Origin of the sequence: Mycobacterium haemophilum DSM 44634 (genome assembly GCF_000340435.2) — a bacterium.
Taxonomy (GTDB): Bacteria; Actinomycetota; Actinomycetes; order Mycobacteriales; family Mycobacteriaceae; genus Mycobacterium; species Mycobacterium haemophilum.
Map to the genome: position 1 here is coordinate 2,893,165 of NZ_CP011883.2, position 22,874 is coordinate 2,916,038.

Sequence of the window (22,874 nt, forward strand, 5' to 3'; positions counted from 1 at the left end):
CTGACCCTGTGGAAAGACACGCGACTGTGGATCAGTCGACCGAGCGGTCCAAGCGTCACTAACGCGATTTGAACTCACGGACGATGAACCGGCTGCGCGCGATCTGTTCGACGTAGTCGAAATCTCGCCGAATGTTCCGCAGCTCCCGTCGGAAAGCCAGCCGGCGTTCAGCGAGATCCGGAGCGGGCGCTATCAGGTTCTGATCGACAGCGACCTGGTACGCGGTGGCGAACAGCAGCGTCGACACCGATTCGCTGCTGCGGACCCGGCCCTGTGCCACGTACTGGTGTCCGACCCCGAGCGCCAACTCCGTCAGTTCCTGCTGGCCAATATTCGCCGGGGCATCGCGCAACACGTCGGCGACAATGTCGTACGCCTCGAAAAACACCCGCAGCATCGCGTCCGAGATCAACGGTCGTTTGGTCAGCAGCATCGCGTCGATCTCATCACCATCGCCGGATACCCGCGCCTCCCAATTCTCGTGCCAGGCGATTTCTTCGGCGATGTTGGCGCGAAACGCCGCCGAATCGGCGAAATAGAAATCGAATTTCAACAGATCACGCAGCCGCATCGCCTGCGCCCAGAACACCGCCATACGGTCGCCCTCGACATGCCTGGCGTGCGCCAAGGCCAGTTCGACGATCGAGGTCTCCAGGAAGGCATGTATCACCGAGTTGCGGTAGAACGCCGCGGCGTGTTCATTGCCGGGTGCGATGTACCACACCGGCTCCCGACCGCTATCAACCCGAGTGACCGGATGTCCGCTGGACAATGTGTCAACCGCAGCGCGCACGCCGTCGCGCGAACGTAGCCGCAGCGCACTCGTCGACACGGGAGTCTGCTTGCGTTCCAGATAATCCAGTGATTCTTGCAACGTGTGGTGCAGTTGATCGAGCGTCAAGGCCACCCCACGAGTGGTCAGCAGCAACGCGGACACCAACGCCGTCGCCGTCACCGGCGTCGCACGCAGAATCCGCCACGCAACTTCGAACGACATTTTCTGCAGCGCAAGCCGTTTGGCGTCCTGATCGTGGACCAATGCACTGTGCGGCGCGCCCAGGTACTGCCGCATCGAGACCGCTTCCGGGAAACGGACATAGATCTTGCCGTAGTTGCGTTCGCCCTGCGCCTTGATGAAGTTGTACAGCCAGGCGACGCCCTCGGGCGTCTTTTCGCCGCCGCGAGCATAGGCGGCGTACTCGGCGGTCTCGTGCAACTGATCGAAGCTGATCGACACCGGCTGCAACAGGATGTCTTCGCTGCGGCCGTCCAGGTACGCGTCGGCCACATAGCTCAGCAAACCGAGTTTGGGTGGCAGCATCTTGCCGGTACGCGATCGAGTGCCCTCGATCGACCAGCTCAGGTTGAAACGCTTCTCGACGATGTAGCCGACATATTCACGCAAGACGTACTTGTAGAGCGGGTTGTCGCCGATGTTGCGACGGATGAAGATGACGCCGGAGCGGCGTAACAGCGGCCCCATCAACCCGAACGACAGGTTGATGCCGGCGAACACATGCACCGGTGGTAGCCGATTCTCCTGCATCGCCACCGGCACCACCGCGCCGTCAATGTAGGACCGATGCGAGAACAGCAGCACCGCCGGATGAGCTTCCAACGCCGCGCGCATCGCCGCGACTTGATATTCGTCGTAGTCGATCTCGGGTTCGAAGCCGCGGCTGAGCATCCTGCCGAGCACGGAAACAAGGTCGACGGACGCCCTGCTCCACCCGGTGGCAAGTTCATCGAGCATCTTTCCGGCTTCTTCCACGGTTGCGCCCGAGATCTTTTCCAGGCCAGCGCGAAACCGCGTGGACGCCAAGATCTCTGGCTTCACCAGCCGCGGAGACTTGTACTGTGGTCCGAGGATGCGGTACTCGGCGCGTTCCATCGCCAAGATGGCGCGGCGGGTAACGAACTGAGCGAAATCGCGCTTGTTCTCTCCAACAGTGGTGTCGCGCCAGTGCTGGCGGAGTTCGGACACTTTAGCGGACTCGCCGGCAATCACCAGGGCGCGCCGGGCGTCGGTTCGTAGGATGCGGCGCTGCTGGCGTCGGTTGGGATGGTAGGGATCCCGGCCGGGCAATAACCCGGCCACCTTGGCCACTTTGCTGCGCTCCGCGGGCGGCACCCAGAAAACACGCACCGGCACAACCGACCGGTCCTCGCCGGATTCGAGCTGCTCAGCAAGGGCTGTCAGCGCCGCGGGCGCTGCGTTGCGCGGAGGCAGCTTCAACACGTCGAACTTGGTGTCCGGGTTGCGGGCACGCTGCTGGCGCAGCCAATCCATGACCAGCTCAATTTCCGCCGGAGTGTCCATGGACGCTAGCACCAGCGTGTCTTCACCGGTAAGGACTGAGCTGATTTCTACGGCCGGTTCGGTCACGGCCGCTCTCTGGGCTGTTTCACGGCGAGGTCTTGGGGAGCGACCTTCGACACTTTCGGGTTCGCCTTGGCCGGCGTCTTCGCGGTGGTCGTCGACGTCCTTTTGGTAACAGCCTTGGTAGCAGTCTTTTTCGCCGTCTTGGCTGCCGTGGCCTTGGTCGCTGTCTTCTTAGCGGTGGTCTTGGCGGCCGGGGCTCGGCCGCCTTTTTTTGGCTCCGCCTTTTTCGCCGCCGCCTTTGTCGCCCGGGCATACAAACCGATCTTGGGCAGTTCGTCGACCGGCCAGTCGGCCAGAATGTCCAGATACAGCTGACGCACCTCGGCGATGTGGTCCGGCAACGTGTCAAGAGTCCAGTCATCGACTGGAATCGGCGGCAACACCGCGACATCGACCGTGCCCGGATTGATTGTGTTGGAGTTTCGAGCGGCGACGATCTCCGCATTGCGGAACACGATCGGGACGATCGGGATCCCGACCGCCATCGCGATGCGGAAGGGCCCCTTCTTGAAGGGCCCGACTTCGGTGGTGTCGTACCGGGTGCCTTCTGGGGCCATCAGAATCGAGAGTCCCTTCCTGGCCCGGTCTTCGACCGCGTGCAGCGTCTCCACCGCACTGACCGGATCGTCCCGGTCAATAAACACACCGTCGGTTAATTTGCCGAGCGCGCGGATGATCGGGTTCTTTGCCAACTCCTTCTTGGCCACCGCAATCCAGTTGTCGCGCACCAGCACACCGGCGATGAGCGGATCAATCTGGTTGCGGTGGTTATAGATAAACACGGCCGGACGTTGCGCGGTCAGGTTCTCGTTCCCGATCACATTGAGATGCACCCCCGCGGCCGCGAGGACCAACTGGGGAAAGGCGGAGGTGAAGAAGTTGGCGCCCCGCCGCCGGCTACGGGTCAGCGCACCGATTCCCACCGCGCCGGCCACCAGCGGGAACACCGAACTCAGGCCGGCAAGTGTGCGCAACTGCGCTCCGATGCCGACGCCGCCACGGCTGTTGAACTTCAAGATCGGCCAGCCGCGGCGCTTAGCAACGGCGGCCATCTTGCCCTCGGGATTAGTCGGCCGTGGATTGCCGACCAGGTACATCAGCGCGACGTCCTCGTCACCGTCGGCGTAGAAGTAACTGTCTTTGAGGTCGATGTTGCGCTCGGCCGCAAACCGCTGTACCGCAGCGGCTTTGCCAGGCCCCCACAAGATCGGCTTGACCACGCCGCCGGTCAACAATCCGTCTTCATTGGTCTCGAACTTATTGGTGAGCATGTTGGCGATCCCGAGAAAACGGGCTACCGGATTAACCTGAATGGTCAGCGCCGACGAGCTGAGCACCACAGTGTGGCCGCGAGTCACGTGCGCTCGCACCAGCTCACGCATCTCCGGGTAGATCCGGGACTCGATCCGCTGAACGAACATCCGCTCGCCGATCTCTTCTAAGTCGTCTATCACTCGCCCGGCCAGCGACGACGCGGCCTTACCGATAAGGTCCTCGAACTCGATCCGCCCGAGCGTATGGTTCAAAGCAGCCTGAACCATCGAAAGCAGCTCTCCCACACCCATATCGCGGCGTCGCAGACGCTCCTGGGTGAGGATGATCGCGGTAAAGCCGGCAACCAACGTCCCATCCAGGTCGAAAAACGCCCCGACTTGGGGCCCAGCTGGACTGGCGAGGATCTCGGCGACCGAACCGGGCAAGCGCATTTCCGGCGCGGACTTGGGGGTCCCGCTCTCGTCGGCGGCACTCATGAGCTCGACACCCATCCCGCCGGCGAACCGGCGGACCGCGCAGCAAAGGATGCCGGCACCGCGTGCGGTGCTGGGTCACCGGCGAGCGCCAGGACCTCGTCGAAACCCTCCAACAGGCACCGGGCGAACAACGCCTCGCTTTTCACCGAAGCCCGATCGTAGCGCACAGTGATCGTGCAGAACCCACCTCGAGACATTAACACCGCCATCATCGCCACACCGGGCCGCGGGCCAATACCGTACTGCCGCAAGACTTTTGCACCCGCGAAGTAGGTGTCCCCGGGGTAGGACGGAATATTACTGGCATTCACGTCGGAGCCGACCACTGAGCCAACGATCAAATCCAGCATCGGTGCCGGCAATACCGTTATCAACGGTACGAGGGAACCGATGATGTTCATTGCAGGCTCGTCGCGGCGCTGCGTCATCTGCGCACGAATCTTCTGCATCCGGGCCGCGGGATCTTTGGTACCGAGCGGTGCCGCCAGATTAACGCCGACGAACCGGTTGCCACTAGCGGCATCGGCTTCGGCCCGTACGTTCACCGGCACCGCCATCGGAAGCGTGCTGATCGACACACCAAGTGCGTCATGGTAGCGGCGCAAGGCACCGGCCAAGCCGGCCAGATAAGCGTCGTTGATCGATCCACCGCCCGCTTTCGCGGCCTTATGCAGGTCGGAGAGCCGGATCTCGATTGCCTCGGTGCGGGTGGCCAGGCTGCGCCGGCGCAGCAACGGGGACGGCTCGGCGGCCTGGTTCAGCACCCGGATCCCCGACAAGGCGTAGCCGACGACTCCCGACACAGTCGACGCGGGTCGCAGAATTGCCCGCCCGGCCACCGATACCACCCCAGACAGCGCGCCCACGACGCCGTCAACCAGGGCGACCGGCAAGTGGTTGATGCCCTGCCGCATCAAATCATTGCGCGACAGATCCTGCGGAATGGGTTGCGGGGGCCTAGGTCTGGCTGGCGGATCTCGTTCCAAGTCATACATTTCGGCGAACATCTCGATACTGCCGACACCGTCGGTGATCGCATGGCTGATCTGCAGTAGCATCGCAGCCTTGCCGGCCGCCAGACCCTCGACCAGGGTTGCCGTCCACAGCGGCCGCGACACGTCCATCGGTGACTGCTGGATCACTTCGGCGAGATCGAATACCTCACGCAACGTACCTGGTTCGGGAACACGCATCCGGCGCACATGGAAGTCCAGGTCGAAGTCGGGATCCACCACCCAGCGCGGTGCGGCGGTCGGCAATGTGGGCACGACGACCTTCTGCCGCAGCCGCAGCACCCGTCGGGAGATGTCCTCGATCCGGTTCCGGAACCGATTCCAGTCCGGCGTGATGTCCAAGAGCTCCACCGCCATGATCCCGGCGCGGGTCCGTGGATTTGCCTCGCCCCGATGCAGCAGATAGTCGAGCGGTCCCAACACGTCGGACGGTCCAACGCCCTCGACGGAGTCAGCCATGAGCACAACCCCACGCACACCAGTACGCTGTCACCGCCGATCACGCCTCCCGCATTCAGTCCCGCCCGCCCGATTGCCTATCCAACGCTAGTCGGGTTCACCCGCTGGTGAAAGCCGATTACAAGTGCGGATCCCGCATCCGACGGGTGCTGGAATGCTGGCATACGAAACTTTGTGATGGGCAGCCGGGTTGGGGCGACTCGGCGGAGTCGCCACTCGATTCAGCCGGCTGGGGATGCCGACAGGGGCGACCGGTCCACTCGCGAGCTAACGGATCTTCTCGCCGTGCCGCACGTCATGAACGATGGCGCCTCGTGTGCGCGTACGAAATCGGCGACGCCGTGAACCGCTCGGGGTCGCCACCGTAGTCGGCGTGTTTTCGCGTACGTGATCCGCGCTGCGCAGCTCACGTCGTAGCAACAGGCGATAGCCGTGACTGCACATACCGGTCACGATTTGCGGGGAAAGCTCGCGGCCAGTCCACTCGCCGCATAGGGCGAACCGCGCAGCGACGGGCGCCGGCCCGAGCGGGGTATCGAGGCACACACCATCACCGGTAACCGCGGCGAGGAAAGGCATCTCGTGGGCGTTGCGCGGGCGGAATCGACCGACGATTGCCATTGGATAGACTGACCTGCGTATTGCCTCCGTAGCTCAGGTGGATAGAGCAAGGGCCTTCTAATCCCTAGGTCGCACGTTCGAGTCGTGCCGGGGGCACTCGCTGTTGATGCAGGTCAGCGATGGTTTTCAGGTACCCGCCGCGTGGTCTTGGCTTGTTCTGGTCGGCGCCTTTGGTCGGTAATGGGTTGGCATCAGATGACGCACCCTGGCTGGCGATAGTCAACCGCGCCGCGGCGTCTAGTCGGAGATGCCGTCCAGATCCGTTGGTAACAGACCCGCGTGGTTCAGCGTCGTCGCCCGCTAATTCCGGCGCATTCCCCAATCCGCTGCCGCCAGACCTCGACTCCCAACCTTCAGCACAAACGACACGGCGCACTCAACGGCACCGCCAGTCTGACCACCATGCCGAACCAGGGCCCGTGCTGGCGTAAGTAGCATATCTTGCGTAACCTGCAGACATGGCTGGAATCTCGGTAGCCGGGGTACTCGCCGACTCCCGAAGAATCTGCCGTGGGACATCCCCGGACGCGATCAACTCGAGCGGGCGCTGCAGAACGCCGGACTGGCCATCGTCGCGGTCGAGAAGGTCGACGAAGCACCGTCACCGGTTGATCCCGGCTCCGATGACAAGTCTCGATTGCGCGCCGAGTTGGAGGCTTTGGTCAACGAAGCCGACGAATCCGAGCTTGCGCGGCTAGCGGAGGCGGTGACGGTATCGTCCGACGACGGCCTCGATGAGCGCTTCTGGGGGCCGGCGCCAGACTCGGTGACCGCAGCCGAGGCAGTCGTTGCCGATCTCACCAATCAGTTCGCGCAACGACGCGACCTCGCCGCGAACAGCATAGGCAGGGAAGCAGCCGCCGAATTGCTGGGAATCAGCCCGCAAAGCGTCACCGACAAACTCGAATCACGAAAGCTTGTCGGTATCAAGGTGGGCCGTGAATGGCGGCTGCCTCGTTGGCAATTCGACCCGGACAACACCACCGGTACGCTACCCGATCTGAATGTTCTACAGGCGGCCTTTCCGGGCGGACCCGTGAGCCTGTCGCGATGGATGATGCGACCAAACCCAGAATTCGACGGGCGCACCCCGCGCGAGGAAACGATCGCGAGCGGCAGCGCATCGGTCATCAAGGTCGTGCGCAACCTGACCGCGGCCGGGTGGTAAGAAAGCTCGGCCCACCGTCACGCCCGTTACCCAGAGCGAGTCGGGTCTGGCGGTGGAACCCGCCGCAGCCCCCAGTGCGCTGGTGGTGGTGTCGCGTGTATCACAAAGGCAGGTACACACCCGACGGCGTCAGCTTCCGGTGCTACGGGCCAACGGCGCGATTTGACCATCACCACCCCGCAAATCCTCCGGTCGTTGACATGACGGGCCGACGGATCCTTTACGTCGGCGAGGACTTGGCGACTTCGGCATGCGAAGTATTCGGCGACGCGGGCATCGCCGCGATCTGTCCCAACTACCGGGTTGCCATCATCGCCCCAACCACCACCCTGGCGATGTTCAACCTTGCGGCAAAAGGCGCGGCCATGGCGATCGGCGCGCTGCCCGCCCTCGGCGACGGCAACGAAGCCCGCTCATTAACACAGCAGTGGGCCCGCGCCATCTACGAAAACCAACCCATTGGACCCGAAATCACCGGCATTCATTACCGATCGGGCTACAACAGCGGCCAGGCACTAGCACTATGGGACTGCGATGCCGACGTCGAAGTCGTGCACGCTGACGGCAATCAACAAGACATCGCGCTCAACGACCCACGAGTCCTTCCACGACTACAGGTACAGCTGCGCCGACGCCAAATTAGCATCACCACAGTGACTTCCAGCGAATGCAACGAGTGTAAGAAAGAAGCACTCGACCCCTGACACCGCCGCCTCGCCAATCGCGTACTCGAGAACGACGAACTTCACACGGAGTCGACCTGTTCGGTGCCACACTGTGCGAACGCGACGTCAAACACCAACACACCGGTGCGGTTCGCAACACACTGTCCCGCATCGCATTTCGCTGAATGGTGGATAAATCATCATTATCCATGAACAAGCTCTGCATGTAATCAACGTTTCTTTTCCCTTGTGCGGCTGACAGGTCCCTCCTTCATCCTTCGAAATTTGCGCTGAGCCTTGCGCTAGGTCCAATGCCTGGATCGCGGCAGCGTGGCAGACAACTAGCGGCGGTGTAGCCCGCTAAACGTACGAAACTGTCGACGCCTAGGCGATATACTATTGACGATATATAGCGCAGAAGCTATGTTCGAAGATGTGGCGGACCGGACTGATCAGCTGTGGCGTGTGGAACTGAGCGAGGAGGTCGACCGGTGGCTCGACGCACTATCACCCAAGGGTATGGCGCAGGCATTCCGAGCGTTCGATCTGCTCGTCGCCCGCGGCCTTGCGCTACGTATGCCACACAGCCGCAAACTCGGCGACGAGCTGTGGGAGTTGAGGTTTCGATGCGAGCAGGTGAACCAACGCATCACCTACACGGTCGAGCCCGAACGGCGAATCATTACCCTCACCACATTCCGCAAGCAACGCAGCAACGAACGCAAGGAAATTCATCGGGCACGGAATGTGCTACGGCGACACCGAGGAGGCAGTAGATGAGCGACTACAAGCAGCGACGAGACCAACTGCTCGCCGAACTCCCCCCAGAGGATCGGGCCACATTCGACGAGGCCTACGCGACCGCCGGCCTGGCGATGGACCTCGCTGAGACGGTCTATCGCGCCCGCGAAGCCGCCGGCCTGACGCAGACCGAACTCGCGCGACGCATGGGCACGACCCAATCGGCTATCGCCTCGATCGAGGCAGGCGCCCGAACACCAACCGTCGACCTCCTGGAACGCCTCGCGCGCGCGTGCGGCCGTCGCCTCACGATCACGATCGATGTCGCGTAACTGCGTCCAGGAAACGCACGAGAAGCCAACCAGCACAGGGAGGTCGAGCCCTCGAAGCATGGTTCTATGCTGCACTGGACCGACCCCCTGGTCGAAAGCCAATGTCCCGAGTCTCCATGAAACAGAGTTCAAGGGGAGTCAGTATGTCCGACCTCGTCGTTCGTCGCGCCGTAGCGGCCGATCGTCACCGCGTCTGGCAGTTGACTCAGGAGTTCGCGACTTCCTTTGTCCCCCAACGGCTCGTGTTCGATACGTCCTTTGACGTGTTGCTTGCTGCGCCCTGCAATTTGGTGCTCGTCGCCGACTCACCAACCCAGGGCGTGGTCGGATATGTGCTAACCAGCCATCACCCGACGTTGTTCGCCAACGGCCCGGTCGCCTGGGTCGAGGAACTCATAGTCGATCAACGGGCACGTCACCGCGGCGCCGGGCGTGCGTTGATGTCGGGCGTCGAGCACTGGGCGCGCTCGCTGGGCGCCGCATATGTGTCGCTGGCGACCCGTCGAGCCGCCAGCTTTTACGCTGCCATCGGTTACGAGGAGTCGGCCACGTTCTTCCGCAAGTTGCTGTGATTATCGGTTCGGAGAGGCAGCGATTCCCCCTCTGCGATACGGGCTGACGAACCGCAATCCGATTGTGTGGTACAGATCCCGTGATGCCGTGCCGCATCGATGTCAGTATCTGGTACGGAACTCCTCCGGGTAACGCGTGGTCACGGACACGGCTCCTTCAACGGACGTCGCGACCAGAAGTCAAACAAACCAACCCCAGACATCCCAGGGCACGTCATCCTGCAGCGCACGTTGTGGCACGTTGATGCGATACGTGGCACGATATGGACATGGATGCCACATTGATGTTGGGCCAGCAAGGTCGGTTGGTGATCCCGGCAGATATCCGAACCGCGTTGGGCCTGGCTCCCGGCGATCGCTTACACCTGCATGTGACTGGGCGGCGACTGGTGCTCGAACGGCCACAGGACGCCGTGACTGAGCTACGGGCCCTTGCAGCCGAAGTTCCCAAGGATCGCTCACTTGTCGAGGAGTTGCTTGCTGACCGACGTCTAGCCGCTGAGGCCGAGTGACAATCCTGGATGCATCTGCAGTGCTGGCTCTCGTTCACGACGAGCCCGGCGCCGACCTGGTCGCAACCGAACTAAATTCTGCGTCCCTAAGCGCAGCGAACCTTGCGGAAGTCATTGGCAAGATGGTCGACGCCGACCTCGATGTCAGCCGGGTCCGTGAATTGCTCGCCGCCGCCGGCGTCACGATTGAGCCGTTGACCGAAGCCGACGCGGAATTGGCCGGGGCAATGCGGTCCCTGGCCGGCGGACGCGGGTTGTCGTTGGGTGATCGGTGCTGCCTCGCCTTGACGGTGCGCAGCACGCCCCCCGAGGTACTGACCGCCGACCGCGCGTGGTCGGAGCTCGACCTACCCATCCGGGTCCGCCTGCTGCGGTAAAGGAACAAGCCGCATAACAATGGTCAGCAATCCTGCAACCTTCGATGATGCGCCGGCACGGGCGCGACGAAAACCTGCCAGCCATTCCAGGGCTTTCCTCGTTTCCGAGTCCGGAAACCAACGCCCGCCTGTGGTCGGTGCTCGGTCGGTGAATCCGCGACACCGTGACATTGCGTGGTGTCCAATGACTATATATGGACAGCTCAGGCCCCCCCTTTTTTGGCGCCTCAACCGGCTGGGCTGGCATGCTCTTCTAATCCCTAAGTCGCACGTTCGAGTCGTGCCGGGGGTAAAGCTCAAACATCAGGGGTGGGGAACTCCACCCGGCGGGAAGGACGCGGCTTAGCCAGTTCGCTGGCGAGGCGCTTCGGTGTCGTAGCAGCTGGTTCCGCCGCCGGAGAGCTTCGCCTGATACATCGCGGTGTCGGCGTCGCGCAGAATCTGATCTCCGTCGCGCGGGTCGTCGCCTTCGATCGCGACGATGCCGATACTCGCGCGCAGAGAGATCATGGCATCGGCGAGGCAGGTCGGCTCGGCCAGCGCTGTATGAATCCTCTTGGCGAGTTTGTCGAGTTCAGTACCGGTGATCTTGCCCAGGATTAGAGCGACGAACTCATCACCACCGAACCGAGCGACTATATCGGACGACCGCAGCACAGTCCGGAGTTGTTGCGCCACTGCCTGCAACACCTGGTTACCTGCGCTGTGGCCGTGCGTGTCATTGATGGCCTTAAAGTTGTCCAAATCGATAAAGAGCACCGCGCCCAAAGTATTTTCGTCGATTGAGTGAAGGTACTTGCCGATGCTAGCGACAAGCTGCGCGTGGTTGGGCAGTCCGGTTAGGGCATCGTGGGCAGCTACATAAGCCAGCTCTTCGCGCGCATTGTGTTGCGTGGTGACATCGACAATCGAGAACAGGACCGCCGAATCGTGAGGATCCTCGGGGCTAAGCAGTCTGCAGTTTGCCGACAGCCATCGCCGTTGGCCATCGGCGGGGCGGTCAAAGCAGACAATGTGGCCGGTTTGGGGCTCACGTGTCTGGAACAGCGCGCAAAGCGACCGCCGCCCGCAGTCGATTGCTTGCTCGTGAGATCCGCAGCGGGGAGACGTTTCGACGCACGTAACGTACTCATATACGCCGTCGGGATGATCGATGCCCAAGATGCGCAGGGCCGCGGGGTTCACTGAGTCGATGCGGCCGTCGCTACCCATCGCGACTATTCCTTCTTCCAGTGAGTTCACGACGGTTTGGAAGTGCTGTTCGGCGCGACGGATCGCTGTCTGGTCACTACACAGGAGCACAAATCCGTTGTCCATGGCCGCCACAGATACCCGTACCGCCAGGGCCTCACCGTCGGATGTGTAGTGAGTGGTGTGCACAACTCCACCATCATTGACGACGGCTGATAGGTCGAGTGAGGCGCCGACCGCTTTGCTGACCGGCAGGGCCAGCGCTTGTGCGCCGGAGAGTCCGTAAACGGCCTCGGCGGCGGGATTCCAGCTCGTGACGATGCCGTCGAATGTGGTAGCTATCAGGGCGTCGCTGACATGATCGATAAGAGCGGCCTGATAGCGAAGCACATCCTCGGCGTAGTCATCTGCCGCGTCCGAGTTTCTCGTTGAACTCAAAGCCCCCCGTTGTTCTTTTACGTTCGGGCAGCCCATGCCCGCTCGACGAGCTCCGTGAAGTCGCTCAATTGGAGCCCCGGTAACGCCAGCCAGCAGTACACGGGGCTGACGGATCACCTTGCCCCCTCCTATTCGCGGCTGATCATCAGGATGAGGTTTGCATCGGAACCTGCCCAGGCTCCGACTGGACTCGTTAGCCAGGACCCGATTCAAACAGACAACCACCAGCGATGCAACAACTATGCATCAATAATGCTTCAGCTTCCGAGAGGTGGAGCATTCGAACAGCGCGCCGCCAATCGTAAAACCGCTGGTGCGCTCGATTAATCTTCGAGCCAGCTACCCCCAGCTGCTTCTGGTCACGTGACCAGAAGCAGCTTTCAACCTTCAGTCGTACTGCTTCAAGTCTGTTCCATAAGCACATCGCCACAAACGAAGAGGTTATGCTGCCTATGATGGAGCAGTGGTGCAGCAACGTTCGAGTGAGTGGTCAATGCAGATGCCCGCCGTTCAACGCCCCTTCCTGGCCATTCACATAGGCAATCAGACCTACACCGTGCAACAAGACCGAGCTCCGATCATCATTGGCCGCAATGCCACCGCGCACGTAGATATCGACTACCAGCAGCTCTCGCGAAACCGCATGCGCCTCGATCACACCCCGACCGGATGGGTCGCTATCGGCCAACGCTGCGACAGCACCTTCATCGACGGCAGCCGACAACGCCGGATCCCCATCAAGGGCCCCACCACGATCTATTCGGGACATCCGCACGGGATTGCGTGACCTTCACCATGGACAATTTTGAGCCGCACCCAGACACTGCCGCCGACAACGACGACGTCGAGTCCGAGAAAACGGACCCTGGTGTCGCCCGCGCCGGGGCAGCCGTCTCAGCGCGCCGCAAAGAACTGGACTTGCCGCAGCGCTACCTGGCCAGAAGCGGCATTATGAGCGCCGGCTCCTTGATCGACTTCGAAAAGGGGCGGCGCTGGCCAAGGCGCGCCACCCGAGCCAAACTCGAAGAGGCCTTGGGCTGGCCGCAGGGACACATCGCGCACCTCCGCAACCAACCAATTGAGCCAGATGAAGAGCAGGCGGCGGCGCTGACCAACATCACCACGACGACCAAGTCGTTACCGGCACACCACAACGACACGTTTCCCATGAGCAAGCCTGCTGTGGCAGTGGATCCGACTGTCACGGCTGCCACCACGACAACAGCACAGCCACCTACCACGCGACACCGCAGGATCGCCCTGCTCGCTACTGCCACGGTCGTCGTCCTGGCTGCAACCACGGCGATTATCGGCTGGCTCAGCAACCGTCATCACCACCCCCTGGCCACCGTCCCCGAACCGGCAACGGCGTCAATCGCACGCATCGTGGCCGCCATCACCGTCGGCAGACGCCCCGAGGCAATAGCGGTCGTCCCCAGTAGCCACACCGTCTACACCGCCAACTATCAGGATGGCACGGTGTCAATGATCGACATCGCCAGGCGCGCCGTTACTGGCACCATCCGCGTCGGCAAGGGCCCGACGGGAATTGCAGTCGACCCCGCCGCCCACACCGCCGTCACCGCCAACAACCGCGACGACACGGTGTCCGTAATCGACACCGCCGGCGGTGCCGTTACCGCCACTGTTAAAGTCGGCACTAACCCGTGGGGGGTAGCGATCGATGATGGCACCCACGCAGCCTATGTTGCCAACATGTGGGACTACACCGTCTCCGTGATCAACCTCGACAGCCACAGCGTCACCGCCACCATCCCTGTCGGCAAGAACCCGTATGGTGTGGCTGTCGACCCGTCCACCCACACCGCCTACATCGCCAACAGCAGCGATGGCACCTTGTCGGCGATCGACACCCACAACCTCAGCGTCACCGCCACCATTCCCGTCGGCCACGACCCGCGGGGTGTGGCCGTCGACCCCACCACCCACACCGCCTACGTCACGAACGAATCCGAGGGCACCGTGTCCGTGATCAACCTTGAAAGCCAGCGCGTCACTGCCGCCATCCACATTGGGAACAGTCCCTACGGGGTGACCGTCGATCCCACTATCCATACCGCCTACACCGCCAACCACGACAGCACCTTGTCGGTGATCGATGGCACCAAAAACCTCACCGTCAGCGGCGCAATCAGAATCGGCAAAAGCACCTTTGCAGTGGACGTCGATCCCACTACCCACACCGTCTACACCGCCAACGAAGACGACACAGTGTCGGTAATAGAGCCGGGGTATTCTTGAAGAGTCCCTTTCATTGGTGCGAGGGCAGGGAACTGTTCTTCGAGCGGGCCATCCCACGGGATCAGTTGATAGAGTTCAACTCCATGGCTTTTAGCCTTCGACTGCGCGCTAGCTGAATAGCCCGACGTCGAAACTATCGCGCGATGAGTAACGCCCTCCATGTCTTTAAGCTTTATGCAAAGTTGTTCGGCCTCTGCGACGTCGATAGAAGAGCACTCGTGCTTAACCTCGTAAGCCTTGAAGGCGTAACGCCCGTTTTCCGGATCGTCCACCTTTACCGTGACATCCCCATCACGTTCCTTGCCAGCGGCAGGGTCCATCACCATGTCGCCAACAGTCATAGCGACCGCGTTAGGGTCCCGTTTTGCGCAGCACAGACCCACCAGATACTGAACAACCATCGGACTCATAAGGGGCTTGGCCAATTGGAAAGAACCTCCGGCAGTTTCAGGGGCAAAAACAAGGCATGCCGGCCTATATGGTCCACATGGCTGCCCCGATCCCACCACGGTAGCCCGGCTAGAGGGCGATCCGCCCGGCGAGTCCTGATTGGCTCAGCTCAACACTGACAGCGCATCTACGAGAGCCGTCTCACCCAAGCTGCCTGCCCTGGCTCAAATTGGGCGGAGCGTCACTCACGGGCGGCGAAAGCAGGTCGCGCGACTTAGCCGGTACGCTTTCGGTCGCGATGTGTCAGCATTGAGACGTGAACGCACGCCAATTCGCTCGTTTGCTGGGTGCCGCGGTGGTGACAACTGGGGCGACCCTGCTAAGCGCATCAACCCTTATCGCCCCCGCGTCCGCTGCCCCCTGCCCGGACGTCGAGGTGACGTTCGCCCGCGCCACCAACGAGCCAGCTGGTGTTGGTGGGGTCGGGCAGGCATTTGTCGATTCACTGCGCTCGCAGGTTAAGGGTCGCTCCGTCGAGGTGTATCCCGTCAACTATCCCGCCACCGAAGATTGGCCGCCGTCTGCATCCACGGGCGCCAGCGATGCGAACGCTCATGTTCAATCCATGGTTGCTACCTGTCCCAACACCAAGCTGGTGCTCGGCGGATATTCCCAAGGCGCGATGGTGATAGATCTGATCACCATCGCCCGAACATCGGTTGCGGGCTTTAACGCCGCGACGCTATCCGCGGACGAGGCTGAACACGTCGCTGCCGTCGCCGTCTTCGGGAATCCGACGAGCAGATATCTGGGGGGACCAATAAGCGCGATCAGCCCGTGGTATGGCGCTAAAGCCATCGACTTGTGCGCGCCCGACGACCCGATCTGCACTCCGGGCGGGGCCTTGGCGCTGCCTTCGCATGACGAGATGTTCTCCGCGCCGCACTTGTCGTATCAGCAGTCCGGGATGCCCGGTCAGGCCGCGACTTTCGTGGCGAGCCACCTTTAGCGCACGTGTCGGCGACTTGTCCGTGACCACCGGGACCGCCGGAGCTGCGCAGGCTGGTCACTGACAGTCGATGCCGTGTTCTGATGCGTCGGCAGATCAGCGCCCACTCAGGCAGGCGTGCCCGGGGGTCTATGGCGCGCGCAATAGTACGAGGCGCGGTATTCGTCGGCGGTGATGCCAAGCAGTGCGGCCAGGGTGGTGGCGTTGGCGTCGGTAAGGGCAAATTCAGCCCGTTCGATACTGCGCAGGGTGGTCGTGGAGATCTTTGCCTGCGCCGCAAGCTCGGGCTGGGTGAATCCCTTGAGCACGCGCCAGTCCCCGGGGTAACGCTCAGCAGGCTCGATCGGCACGACCTGGCTGATCGGCGCGTCGAGGATTTCCATCACCCGTGCGAGTAGGTCGACTTGAGGGGTGCTTCTGCCAGCTTCCCAGGCGTGAATTGTCGATACGCCGACGTCGGCGAGGCGAGCCAACTCGCCCACACTAAGGCCGCGGCGGCGGCGCACGTCGGCGAACTCGGTCGTATCGAATCCGCGCAGGACCCGCCTGCTCATACGCGTCCTGCGCCAGTCATAGGAAAACAGGTTCACCGAAATCCAACTCCGCATGCTAATTCCGCTGCTATAGATCACTTGCTTTAATATGCTGCTATAGATTGCTTGCTTTAATCGAGAGTACGCGCTGTTAGTCAGACCACCGCCGGGAGGAGGGCACCGACGTGGAGCTCAATCGGCGGCCGACTACAGTGCACCGCGCGGCTGACGATGCACCGGCCTTCGTAATCAGCGCTAACGGCATCCGCGCCCGGTTCGGCATCGACGATGATGCATTCGCGGCCTGGGTCGACGCCGAAGGCGATGAGCTGGCACACCACCTGCCCGATCCTGGCGATGCCTCCCCGGGATCGACCTTGTCCGACTTGGTCTATCGGGCGCTAAGTGCCGATGTACTCGTCGGGGATCCCGGCATCGAGCTGAACATCCACGGCCACGCGGACGGAGCCGGATACTTCCTACGATTAAACAACCTTGCCGGCCGCCAGCTCTTGGTCGGCCTGACCCGAGGACGACACGAACTAAGCTGGGCACCAAACGATCTCACTCCCAGTGAAGGTGCCCGCCGCTACCTAGAAGACGTTTGCGACGTCGCCAACATGCTACTCAACGATCTGCTCGTAGCCTCGATCAAGGCTTAAGAAAAGGCACCTTCCGGCGTTGCCGATCGCCTATGACGCCATCACCGCATTTGCCAAGTACACTGACGTGTCCGAACAGCCTGGCGACCTGTGTCCGGCAATGGCAAAGCGGAGATACCGATGGCGAAATCCGACCTCGTCGTGTGCAGCATCGCCGATCGCGTCGCGCTCCTCACCGTCAACGACCCCGATCGGCGCAATGCCGTGACCGACGAAATGTCGGCACAGCTACGCGCCGCGGTGGAACGCGCCGAAGCCGATCCCGACGTGCACGCCGTGGTGGTCACCGGGGCAGGCAAGGCGTTCTGCGCCGGCGCCGACCTTAGCGCCCTAGGCGCCGGGATTGATGGCGCGACCGCACCCGGGCTGCTGCGGCTTTACGACGGCTTCATGGCGGTCGGCAACTGCAGTCTGCCCACCATCGCCGCTGTCAACGGCGTAGCCGTCGGCGCCGGCCTGAACCTGGCATTGGCCGCCGACGTGCGCATCGCGGGGCCAGCCGCGTTGTTCGACGCCCGCTTCCAGAAGCTGGGACTGCACCCTGGCGGGGGTGCGAGCTGGATGCTGCATCGTGCGGTGGGACCTCAGGTCGCTCGGGCGGCCTTGCTGTTCGGCATGTGTTTCGACGCCGAATCCGCCGTGCGCCACGGCTTAGCGCTCAGCGTGGCCGACGATCCCGTCGGTGCGGCGCTCGAGCTGGCCGCGGGACCCGCGGCCGCGCCACGCGAGGTTGTGTTGGCAACCAAGGCCACCATGCGTGCCACCGCCACCCCAGGGTCGCTCGACAACGAGCAACATGAACTCGCCAAGCGCTTAGAACTTGGGCCGCAGGCGAAATCGGTCCAATCGCCGGAGTTCGCTGCCCGATTGGCCGCAGCACAACGCAGATAGCTGTTGGCTTTAATCACTTGCGTCACACCAGTTTCAGTGGTTTCTGGGCGGTGTTTTTGTCATACCCCTCCGATAGCGTCACAGTATGAGCTCGGGCGGTGTGGTTGATCGGGAGGCGATCACGGCGGCCTTTGATGCGTTGGATGCTGCCGTTGATGGTGTGGTCGCGCTGGATTTTGATGCGCTGTGCGCCCGGGAGTGGTTGGTGTTGTTGGAGCGCTGTGAGCGGGTGCGCCGCAGGATACCTGCCGTCGAACACCCAATGATCAATCAGCTTGCCCGCCAAGCCACCCCCGAAGAGCTCGGCGGCAAGCTTTCGCATGCGATCGCCGAGTGGACGCTGATCAGTCGCGCCGAAGCCGCCCGGCGTATCCGGGAGGCCGCCGATCTGGGGCCGCGTCGGGGCTTGACCGGTGAACCGTTGCCACCCGTCTTGGCCGCGACCGCCGCAGCGCAACGCCAGGGCAAGCTCGGCGCCGGTCAGGTGGCGGTGATTCGGAAGTTCTGCCACGGGTTGCCCGGCTGGGTCGATACGGCGACCCACGAACACGCCGAAGCGCATCTCGCGAAACTGGGCTCCCAGTTTCGGCCCGAACACCTGGCCGGGCTGGCCGATCGGCTCGCCGACTGCCTCAACCCCGACGGCACTACAGCGACACCGACCGGGCCCGGCGGCGCGGCTTAACCTTAGGCAACCAGCAAGCCGACGGCATGACGGCACTGCACGGCTGGCTGACCCCCGAGGCCCGCGCCACCCTGGAGGCCGTGCTGGCCAAACTGGCCGCGCCCGGCATGTGTAACCCCACCGATGACACCGCATGTGTGGACGGCGCACCCAGCCAACAGGCCATCGACAAAGACACCCGCAGCCCCGCCCAACGCAACCACGACGCCCTCACTGCCGCGTTGCGTGCCCTGCTGTGCTCGGGAAAACTGGGCCAGCACAATGGGCTACCGGCCTCCATCATCGTGTCCACCACCCTGGCCGAGCTCGAGGCTGCCGCCGGCAAAGGCCTCACCGGCGGCGACACCCTATTGCCCATGAGTGATGTGATCCGCCTAGCGCGCCACGCCCGGCACTATCTGGCGATTTTCGATAAGGGCAAGGCGCTGGCGCTCTACCACACCAAACGACTCGCCTCCCCCGGGCAGCGAATCGTCTTGTACGCCAAGGAGCGGGGCTGCTCCGCGCCGGGCTGCACAGTACCCGGCTACTACTGCGAAGTCCATCACACCATCCCCTACGCCACCTGCCGCAGCACCGACATCAACAACCTCACCTTCGGCTGCGGCCCCCAACACCGCCTCCTGCAACCCGGCGGCTGGACCACCCGCAAAAACACCCGCGGCGACACCGAGTGGATCCCGCCCCCGCACCTCGACCACGGCCAACCCCGCACCAACACCTACTGGCACCCCGAAAAACTCCTGCATGCCGGAGACAACGACGGGGACGATGACGGAAATGTGGCCTAGAGGTCTAACAACGCGGTCTCAGGCGACTGCATCAGGTCGCGGAGCTCGCAGATGAATTGGGCCACCTGGGCACCGTCGGCCACGCGGTGATCGAACACGCATGTCAGCGTTGCGGTCGGACGCACCACCACCTCATCGCCGACGGCCACCGGGCGTGGCTTAATTGCTCCGATGCCCAGAATGGCCGCTTCGGGGTGGTTGATCACTGGCACGCCGTCGTCCACACCCAGCGCCCCAAAGTTCGACACGGTGAACGTCGAGCCGCGCAGCTCGGCAGGCGTCAGGGTGCCTTCGCGCGCACCGGCGATCAATTCAGCTGTCCGGGAGGCGAGTTCGCGGGTTGTCTTGTTTTGGGCGTTAGTAATAACCGGGACCAGCAGCCCACGTCTGGTGGCCACACCGAACCCCAGATGCACGCCACGGTGGATGTGGACATGCGGCCCTTCCGGCGAGTCGACCCAGGTGGAGTTGAGAATTGTGTTGTGGATCAACGCAATAACCAGCAGCCGCAGCGTCAGCACGAACGGGGTGATCTTGTGGTCGGGCACCGGCGCGAGCGAGCGGAACCGGTCGCGCAGCCGCAGCAGCTCGGTGCAATCAACGCCCAAGCTGACTTTTGCGGCCGGGATTTCCCTGTGGGACAGCGTCATCGTCTCCGCCATCCGGGCCTGCACCCCGAGCACCGGTCGTACCTCGGGCCCGATGCCCGACGCATGAGCAGCCGCCAGCACGTCCGCGCGAGTGATCACCTCGCCGGCGCCGCGCTGCAGCGAAGCGAGATCGACCGACAGATCTTTGGCCAGCTTGCGCACGGGTGGGGCGGCGAGTGGTCGAGTTGACCGTCTGCTGGCATCGATGGCCGCGTCAGCGCCATAGCCGACCAGGGTGGGCACCGCGGCCTCACCATTGAGCGGCGCGGACGGCGCCGGCCCGTCCGACGGTGCAGTGTCGATCCGGACCAGCACCGCGCCCACCTTGAGCACATCGCCTTCGGCGCCGTCCCTTTCAACGATCCGGCCAGCGTAAGGACTGGGGATTTCAACTTCGGCCTTGGCCGTCTCCACTGTGCACAGCGTCTGGTTAAGCTCGACGTCGTCGCCGACGGCGACGTTCCAACACGTCACGGTCACTTCTTCGAGTCCCTCGCCGAGGTCGGGGACACGGAAAGACTTGACGCGCTCGTGAGCAAGATCTGCGCTCACGGCTGTTCCAACGTACGCTCGACGCAGTCCAGCAGCCGGTCGGGGCCCGGCAACCACAACCTCTCCAACCGCGCCGGCGGATAGGGAGTGTCAAAACCGCAGGCACGCAACACCGGAGCCTCCAGCTCGTAAAACATATCTTCCTGGATACGCGCGGCCAAGCCGGCGCCGTAGCCCAGGCTACGCGGCCCTTCGTGCATCACTACACAGCGCCCGGTCCGGTGGATGGAGGCGGCGATGGTATCGAAGTCCACCGGGACCAGCGACCGGAGATCGATAACTTCGATACTCCAACCACGTTGCTGCTCAGTCTCTTCCGCAATCGAGATCGCGGTACTGACGAGGTTGCCATAAGTTATGACGGTTACATCGGTGCCGGTCCGGCGCACCATCGCCTGCCCGATCGGGGGTTCGGGCTTGCTGGTGTCGACCATTCCGCGCCCCTGGTAGCGGCGTTTGGGCTCTAAGTACATCACCGGGTCCGGGCAGTCGATCGCGTGCCGCAGCAGCCAATAAGCATCAGCGGGTGACGACGGGGCCACCACTTTCAGGCCCGCGGTGTGCGCCCAGTAGGTTTCAGTGGAGTCCGAATGATGTTCGGCCGCACCGATGCCGCCGAACGACGGGATCCGGACCGTGACCGGCATATTCACCTCGCCGCGGGTGCGGGTCCGGTACTTCGCCAGATGGCTGACCACCTGATCGAAGGCCGGGTAGGAAAAGCCGTCGAACTGGATCTCAGGCACCGGGACAAAGCCACGCAGCGCGAGCCCGATGGCGATGCCGATCAGCGCGGACTCGGCCAGCGGTGTGTCGAAGCAGCGCTCCCCGCCGAAGGTTTCGGCCAATCCCTCGGTGACTCGGAATACCCCACCCGCGGCGGAAACGTCCTCGCCGAATACCAACACCCGGTCGTCGGCGGCCATTGCGTCATGCAGCGCACGGTTGAGCGCGGCCACCATGGTCATCGACTGTGCACCGAGCGCAGCATCACCCACTGCCACCGTGAGCGCTTCACTCGAGCGCGCCGGAGGATCGGCGATCGACGTCATGTCCGTCTCCTCACTCAGTCCGGTCCAGTTCGGCTCGCAACTGTTGCCGCTGCGCCTGCAGTTCCGGTGTGATTTCGGTGTACACCGTGGTGAACACCTCATCGATATCGAAATCCGGCGCATCGAAAACCGCGTCGCGCAGTTCTGCCCGCATTCGCTTCGACCGGGCGGCTACCCGCTCCTCAAGACGGTCCGACCACAGGCCCCGGCCCTGTAAGTAAGTGCGGTAGCGCGGAATTGGGTCCCGCGCGAGCCAATGATCGACTTCCTCCTGGCTCCGGTACCGAGTCGGGTCATCGGAAGTGGTGTGCGGCCCGAGCCGGTAGGTGACCGCCTCAATCAACGTCGGTCCGTCGCCGGCGCGGGCCCGCGCGACGGCTTCGGCCGTCACGGCGTAGCACGCCAGCACATCGTTGCCGTCCACCCGGATGCCGGGCATACCGTAGCCGATTGCCTTGTGCGCGATAGACGGTGCGGCGGTCTGCTTGGATACCGGTACCGAAATCGCGTACTGGTTGTTCTGCACATAGAACAAGCACGGCGCGCCGAACACCGCCGCGAAGTTCAGCGCCTCGTGCACGTCGCCTACGCTGGTGGCGCCGTCGCCGAGGAAGGCCACCGTCACGGAGTCCTCGCCTAGCCGTTGCGCGGCCATCGCCGCCCCGACCGCATGCAGGGTCTGCGTGCCGATCGGAATTGACATCGGGGCACAACATTTCTTGGTGAATTCCAGCCCGCCGTGCCAGGTTCCGCGCCAGGCGGCGCCCACATGCCAGGGCGGGATACCGCGCACGAGATAGACCCCCAACTCACGGTATTGGGGAAACAGCCAGTCAGTCTTGCGCAGACAGGCCGCAGCACCCACCTGCGCAGCTTCCTGACCACGACAGGACGCAAACAGCGCCAACTCACCTTGGCGCTTCAGGTTGACAAACTCGGTGTCGAGCTCTCGGGTGACCACCATCAGCTCGTAGAGCCAACACAATGTTTCGGCGGGAAGATCTCCGGTGTAGCGGCGTTCAGCCGTCGGCATCCCATCCGGACCGACGAGTTGCACCGGCTCGAGGTCGACAGTCATCGGTATCCCAGGCATCAGGGAACTGCCTGCCATACTGACCTCCTCGTCAGCGCGAACGCGCACTGCCCATTATGCCCTCGAATCCGAGAACACCGG

General features: G+C 63.0%; 22 protein-coding genes, 1 tRNA gene and 1 pseudogene. 14 read left to right on the plus strand and 10 right to left on the minus strand.

All coding sequences use genetic code 11. The annotated features are described in order from the left end of the window. Nucleotides 1-58: 58 nt before the first annotated feature. The 4 genes from B586_RS13575 to B586_RS13590 form a co-directional block, all read right to left on the minus strand. Nucleotides 59-2,386, minus strand: coding sequence for a glycerol-3-phosphate 1-O-acyltransferase (locus tag B586_RS13575; protein ID WP_054879678.1), 2,328 nt, complete (start codon nt 2,384-2,386; stop codon nt 59-61). Continuing rightward, a complete protein-coding gene (locus B586_RS13580) occupies nt 2,383-4,134 on the minus strand; it encodes an HAD-IB family hydrolase/lysophospholipid acyltransferase family protein (RefSeq protein ID WP_054880912.1) in 1,752 nt (583 codons plus the stop codon). The genes B586_RS13575 and B586_RS13580 overlap by 4 nt, the downstream gene beginning before the upstream one ends. Beyond that, the gene (locus tag B586_RS13585) at nt 4,131-5,606 is read right to left on the minus strand and encodes a wax ester/triacylglycerol synthase family O-acyltransferase (protein ID WP_054880911.1); all 1,476 of its coding nucleotides are present in this window, start codon (nt 5,604-5,606) and stop codon (nt 4,131-4,133) included. The genes B586_RS13580 and B586_RS13585 overlap by 4 nt, the downstream gene beginning before the upstream one ends. 267 nt (nt 5,607-5,873) lie before the next feature. Then, entirely contained in the window at nt 5,874-6,227 is a 354-nt protein-coding gene (locus B586_RS13590; protein WP_054879677.1) for a hypothetical protein, read from the minus strand. Between the two features lie 22 nt (nt 6,228-6,249). Between B586_RS13590 and B586_RS13595 the strand changes: the two genes are divergently transcribed. The 8 genes from B586_RS13595 to B586_RS13630 all read left to right on the plus strand — a co-directional run bounded on the left by B586_RS13595 (nt 6,250) and on the right by B586_RS13630 (nt 10,594). Continuing rightward, a tRNA-Arg gene (locus tag B586_RS13595) sits at nt 6,250-6,323 on the plus strand. 541 nt (nt 6,324-6,864) lie between these two features. Continuing rightward, nucleotides 6,865-7,395: an antitoxin Xre/MbcA/ParS toxin-binding domain-containing protein gene (locus B586_RS13600; protein ID WP_168162540.1), complete on the plus strand. Its 531-nt coding sequence runs from the start codon at nt 6,865-6,867 to the stop codon at nt 7,393-7,395. Beyond that, entirely contained in the window at nt 7,278-8,099 is an 822-nt protein-coding gene (locus tag B586_RS13605; RefSeq protein ID WP_236971290.1) for an RES family NAD+ phosphorylase, read from the plus strand. The genes B586_RS13600 and B586_RS13605 overlap by 118 nt, the downstream gene beginning before the upstream one ends. Before the next feature lie 396 nt (nt 8,100-8,495). Then, nucleotides 8,496-8,840: a type II toxin-antitoxin system RelE/ParE family toxin gene (locus B586_RS13610; RefSeq protein ID WP_236971292.1), complete on the plus strand. Its 345-nt coding sequence runs from the start codon at nt 8,496-8,498 to the stop codon at nt 8,838-8,840. Further along, a complete protein-coding gene (locus B586_RS13615; protein WP_047315757.1) occupies nt 8,837-9,133 on the plus strand; it encodes a helix-turn-helix domain-containing protein in 297 nt (98 codons plus the stop codon). The genes B586_RS13610 and B586_RS13615 overlap by 4 nt, the downstream gene beginning before the upstream one ends. 143 nt (nt 9,134-9,276) lie before the next feature. Continuing rightward, nucleotides 9,277-9,705 (plus strand): GNAT family N-acetyltransferase, encoded by a 429-nt coding sequence (locus B586_RS13620; protein WP_054879673.1) that lies wholly within the window; start codon nt 9,277-9,279, stop codon nt 9,703-9,705. A 269-nt stretch (nt 9,706-9,974) separates the two neighbouring features. Then, nucleotides 9,975-10,217 carry an AbrB/MazE/SpoVT family DNA-binding domain-containing protein gene (locus B586_RS13625; protein ID WP_211141494.1) on the plus strand — a complete coding sequence of 81 codons (243 nt, stop codon included), beginning with the start codon at nt 9,975-9,977 and terminating at the stop codon, nt 10,215-10,217. After that, nucleotides 10,214-10,594 carry a type II toxin-antitoxin system VapC family toxin gene (locus tag B586_RS13630; RefSeq protein ID WP_054879672.1) on the plus strand — a complete coding sequence of 127 codons (381 nt, stop codon included), beginning with the start codon at nt 10,214-10,216 and terminating at the stop codon, nt 10,592-10,594. The genes B586_RS13625 and B586_RS13630 overlap by 4 nt, the downstream gene beginning before the upstream one ends. Before the next feature lie 342 nt (nt 10,595-10,936). On the opposite strand, the gene B586_RS13635 is transcribed toward B586_RS13630, so the two are convergent. Further along, nucleotides 10,937-12,223 carry a sensor domain-containing diguanylate cyclase gene (locus tag B586_RS13635; RefSeq protein ID WP_168162541.1) on the minus strand — a complete coding sequence of 429 codons (1,287 nt, stop codon included), beginning with the start codon at nt 12,221-12,223 and terminating at the stop codon, nt 10,937-10,939. 466 nt (nt 12,224-12,689) lie between these two features. On the opposite strand from B586_RS13635, the gene B586_RS21440 reads away from it, so the two are divergent. Both B586_RS21440 and B586_RS13645 read left to right on the plus strand, forming a co-directional pair. Then, a complete protein-coding gene (locus tag B586_RS21440; RefSeq protein ID WP_168162542.1) occupies nt 12,690-13,010 on the plus strand; it encodes an FHA domain-containing protein in 321 nt (106 codons plus the stop codon). Between the two features lie 8 nt (nt 13,011-13,018). Continuing rightward, a complete protein-coding gene (locus B586_RS13645; RefSeq protein ID WP_168162543.1) occupies nt 13,019-14,485 on the plus strand; it encodes a hypothetical protein in 1,467 nt (488 codons plus the stop codon). Here the strand turns inward: B586_RS13645 and B586_RS20985 are convergent. Then, the gene (locus B586_RS20985) at nt 14,431-14,826 is read right to left on the minus strand and encodes a restriction endonuclease (RefSeq protein WP_168162544.1); all 396 of its coding nucleotides are present in this window, start codon (nt 14,824-14,826) and stop codon (nt 14,431-14,433) included. The genes B586_RS13645 and B586_RS20985 overlap by 55 nt on opposite strands. Nucleotides 14,827-15,191: 365 nt before the next feature. On the opposite strand from B586_RS20985, the gene B586_RS13650 reads away from it, so the two are divergent. Further along, complete coding sequence (locus B586_RS13650; RefSeq protein WP_211141496.1) at nt 15,192-15,884, plus strand: cutinase family protein; 693 nt, start codon at nt 15,192-15,194, stop codon at nt 15,882-15,884. 107 nt (nt 15,885-15,991) lie between these two features. On the opposite strand, the gene B586_RS13655 is transcribed toward B586_RS13650, so the two are convergent. Beyond that, nucleotides 15,992-16,438: a helix-turn-helix domain-containing protein gene (locus B586_RS13655; RefSeq protein WP_047315763.1), complete on the minus strand. Its 447-nt coding sequence runs from the start codon at nt 16,436-16,438 to the stop codon at nt 15,992-15,994. Nucleotides 16,439-16,602: 164 nt separating this feature from the next. Here B586_RS13655 and B586_RS13660 point away from each other — a divergent pair, with 164 nt between their 5' ends. The 3 genes and pseudogenes from B586_RS13660 to B586_RS13670 all read left to right on the plus strand — a co-directional run bounded on the left by B586_RS13660 (nt 16,603) and on the right by B586_RS13670 (nt 19,446). Further along, a complete protein-coding gene (locus tag B586_RS13660) occupies nt 16,603-17,079 on the plus strand; it encodes a hypothetical protein (protein ID WP_236971293.1) in 477 nt (158 codons plus the stop codon). Nucleotides 17,080-17,199: 120 nt separating this feature from the next. Then, the gene (locus B586_RS13665) at nt 17,200-17,970 is read left to right on the plus strand and encodes an enoyl-CoA hydratase (protein ID WP_054880908.1); all 771 of its coding nucleotides are present in this window, start codon (nt 17,200-17,202) and stop codon (nt 17,968-17,970) included. 262 nt (nt 17,971-18,232) lie between these two features. Then, a pseudogene (locus B586_RS13670) lies at nt 18,233-19,446 on the plus strand (HNH endonuclease signature motif containing protein). Here the strand turns inward: B586_RS13670 and B586_RS13675 are convergent. From B586_RS13675 to pdhA, 3 genes are read right to left on the minus strand one after another with little or no spacing between them, the layout of a single operon-like run. Continuing rightward, nucleotides 19,443-20,648: a dihydrolipoamide acetyltransferase family protein gene (locus tag B586_RS13675; RefSeq protein WP_054879668.1), complete on the minus strand. Its 1,206-nt coding sequence runs from the start codon at nt 20,646-20,648 to the stop codon at nt 19,443-19,445. The pseudogene B586_RS13670 and the gene B586_RS13675 overlap by 4 nt on opposite strands. After that, nucleotides 20,645-21,700, minus strand: coding sequence for a 3-methyl-2-oxobutanoate dehydrogenase subunit beta (gene bkdB / locus B586_RS13680; protein ID WP_054879667.1), 1,056 nt, complete (start codon nt 21,698-21,700; stop codon nt 20,645-20,647). The genes B586_RS13675 and bkdB overlap by 4 nt, the downstream gene beginning before the upstream one ends. Nucleotides 21,701-21,710: 10 nt before the next feature. Continuing rightward, nucleotides 21,711-22,811: a pyruvate dehydrogenase (acetyl-transferring) E1 component subunit alpha gene (gene pdhA / locus B586_RS13685; RefSeq protein ID WP_047316653.1), complete on the minus strand. Its 1,101-nt coding sequence runs from the start codon at nt 22,809-22,811 to the stop codon at nt 21,711-21,713. Nucleotides 22,812-22,874: the final 63 nt, after the last annotated feature.

What these genes read in the sequence shown, in the direction of transcription:
- B586_RS13585 (WP_054880911.1), bottom strand. Translation starts at nt 5,606, where the DNA reads ATGGCTGACTCCGTCGAGGGCGTTGGACCGTCCGACGTGTTGGGACCG.
- B586_RS13645 (WP_168162543.1), top strand. Translation starts at nt 13,019, where the DNA reads ATGGACAATTTTGAGCCGCACCCAGACACTGCCGCCGACAACGACGAC.
- B586_RS13615 (WP_047315757.1), top strand. Translation starts at nt 8,837, where the DNA reads ATGAGCGACTACAAGCAGCGACGAGACCAACTGCTCGCCGAACTCCCC.
- B586_RS13655 (WP_047315763.1), bottom strand. Translation starts at nt 16,438, where the DNA reads ATGAGCAGGCGGGTCCTGCGCGGATTCGATACGACCGAGTTCGCCGAC.
- pdhA (WP_047316653.1), bottom strand. Translation starts at nt 22,811, where the DNA reads ATGGCAGGCAGTTCCCTGATGCCTGGGATACCGATGACTGTCGACCTC.
- B586_RS13620 (WP_054879673.1), top strand. Translation starts at nt 9,277, where the DNA reads ATGTCCGACCTCGTCGTTCGTCGCGCCGTAGCGGCCGATCGTCACCGC.
- bkdB (WP_054879667.1), bottom strand. Translation starts at nt 21,700, where the DNA reads ATGACGTCGATCGCCGATCCTCCGGCGCGCTCGAGTGAAGCGCTCACG.
- B586_RS20985 (WP_168162544.1), bottom strand. Translation starts at nt 14,826, where the DNA reads ATGACTGTTGGCGACATGGTGATGGACCCTGCCGCTGGCAAGGAACGT.
- B586_RS13605 (WP_236971290.1), top strand. Translation starts at nt 7,278, where the DNA reads ATGGATGATGCGACCAAACCCAGAATTCGACGGGCGCACCCCGCGCGA.
- B586_RS13580 (WP_054880912.1), bottom strand. Translation starts at nt 4,134, where the DNA reads ATGAGTGCCGCCGACGAGAGCGGGACCCCCAAGTCCGCGCCGGAAATG.
- B586_RS13590 (WP_054879677.1), bottom strand. Translation starts at nt 6,227, where the DNA reads ATGGCAATCGTCGGTCGATTCCGCCCGCGCAACGCCCACGAGATGCCT.
- B586_RS13625 (WP_211141494.1), top strand. Translation starts at nt 9,975, where the DNA reads ATGGATGCCACATTGATGTTGGGCCAGCAAGGTCGGTTGGTGATCCCG.
- B586_RS13665 (WP_054880908.1), top strand. Translation starts at nt 17,200, where the DNA reads ATGGCGAAATCCGACCTCGTCGTGTGCAGCATCGCCGATCGCGTCGCG.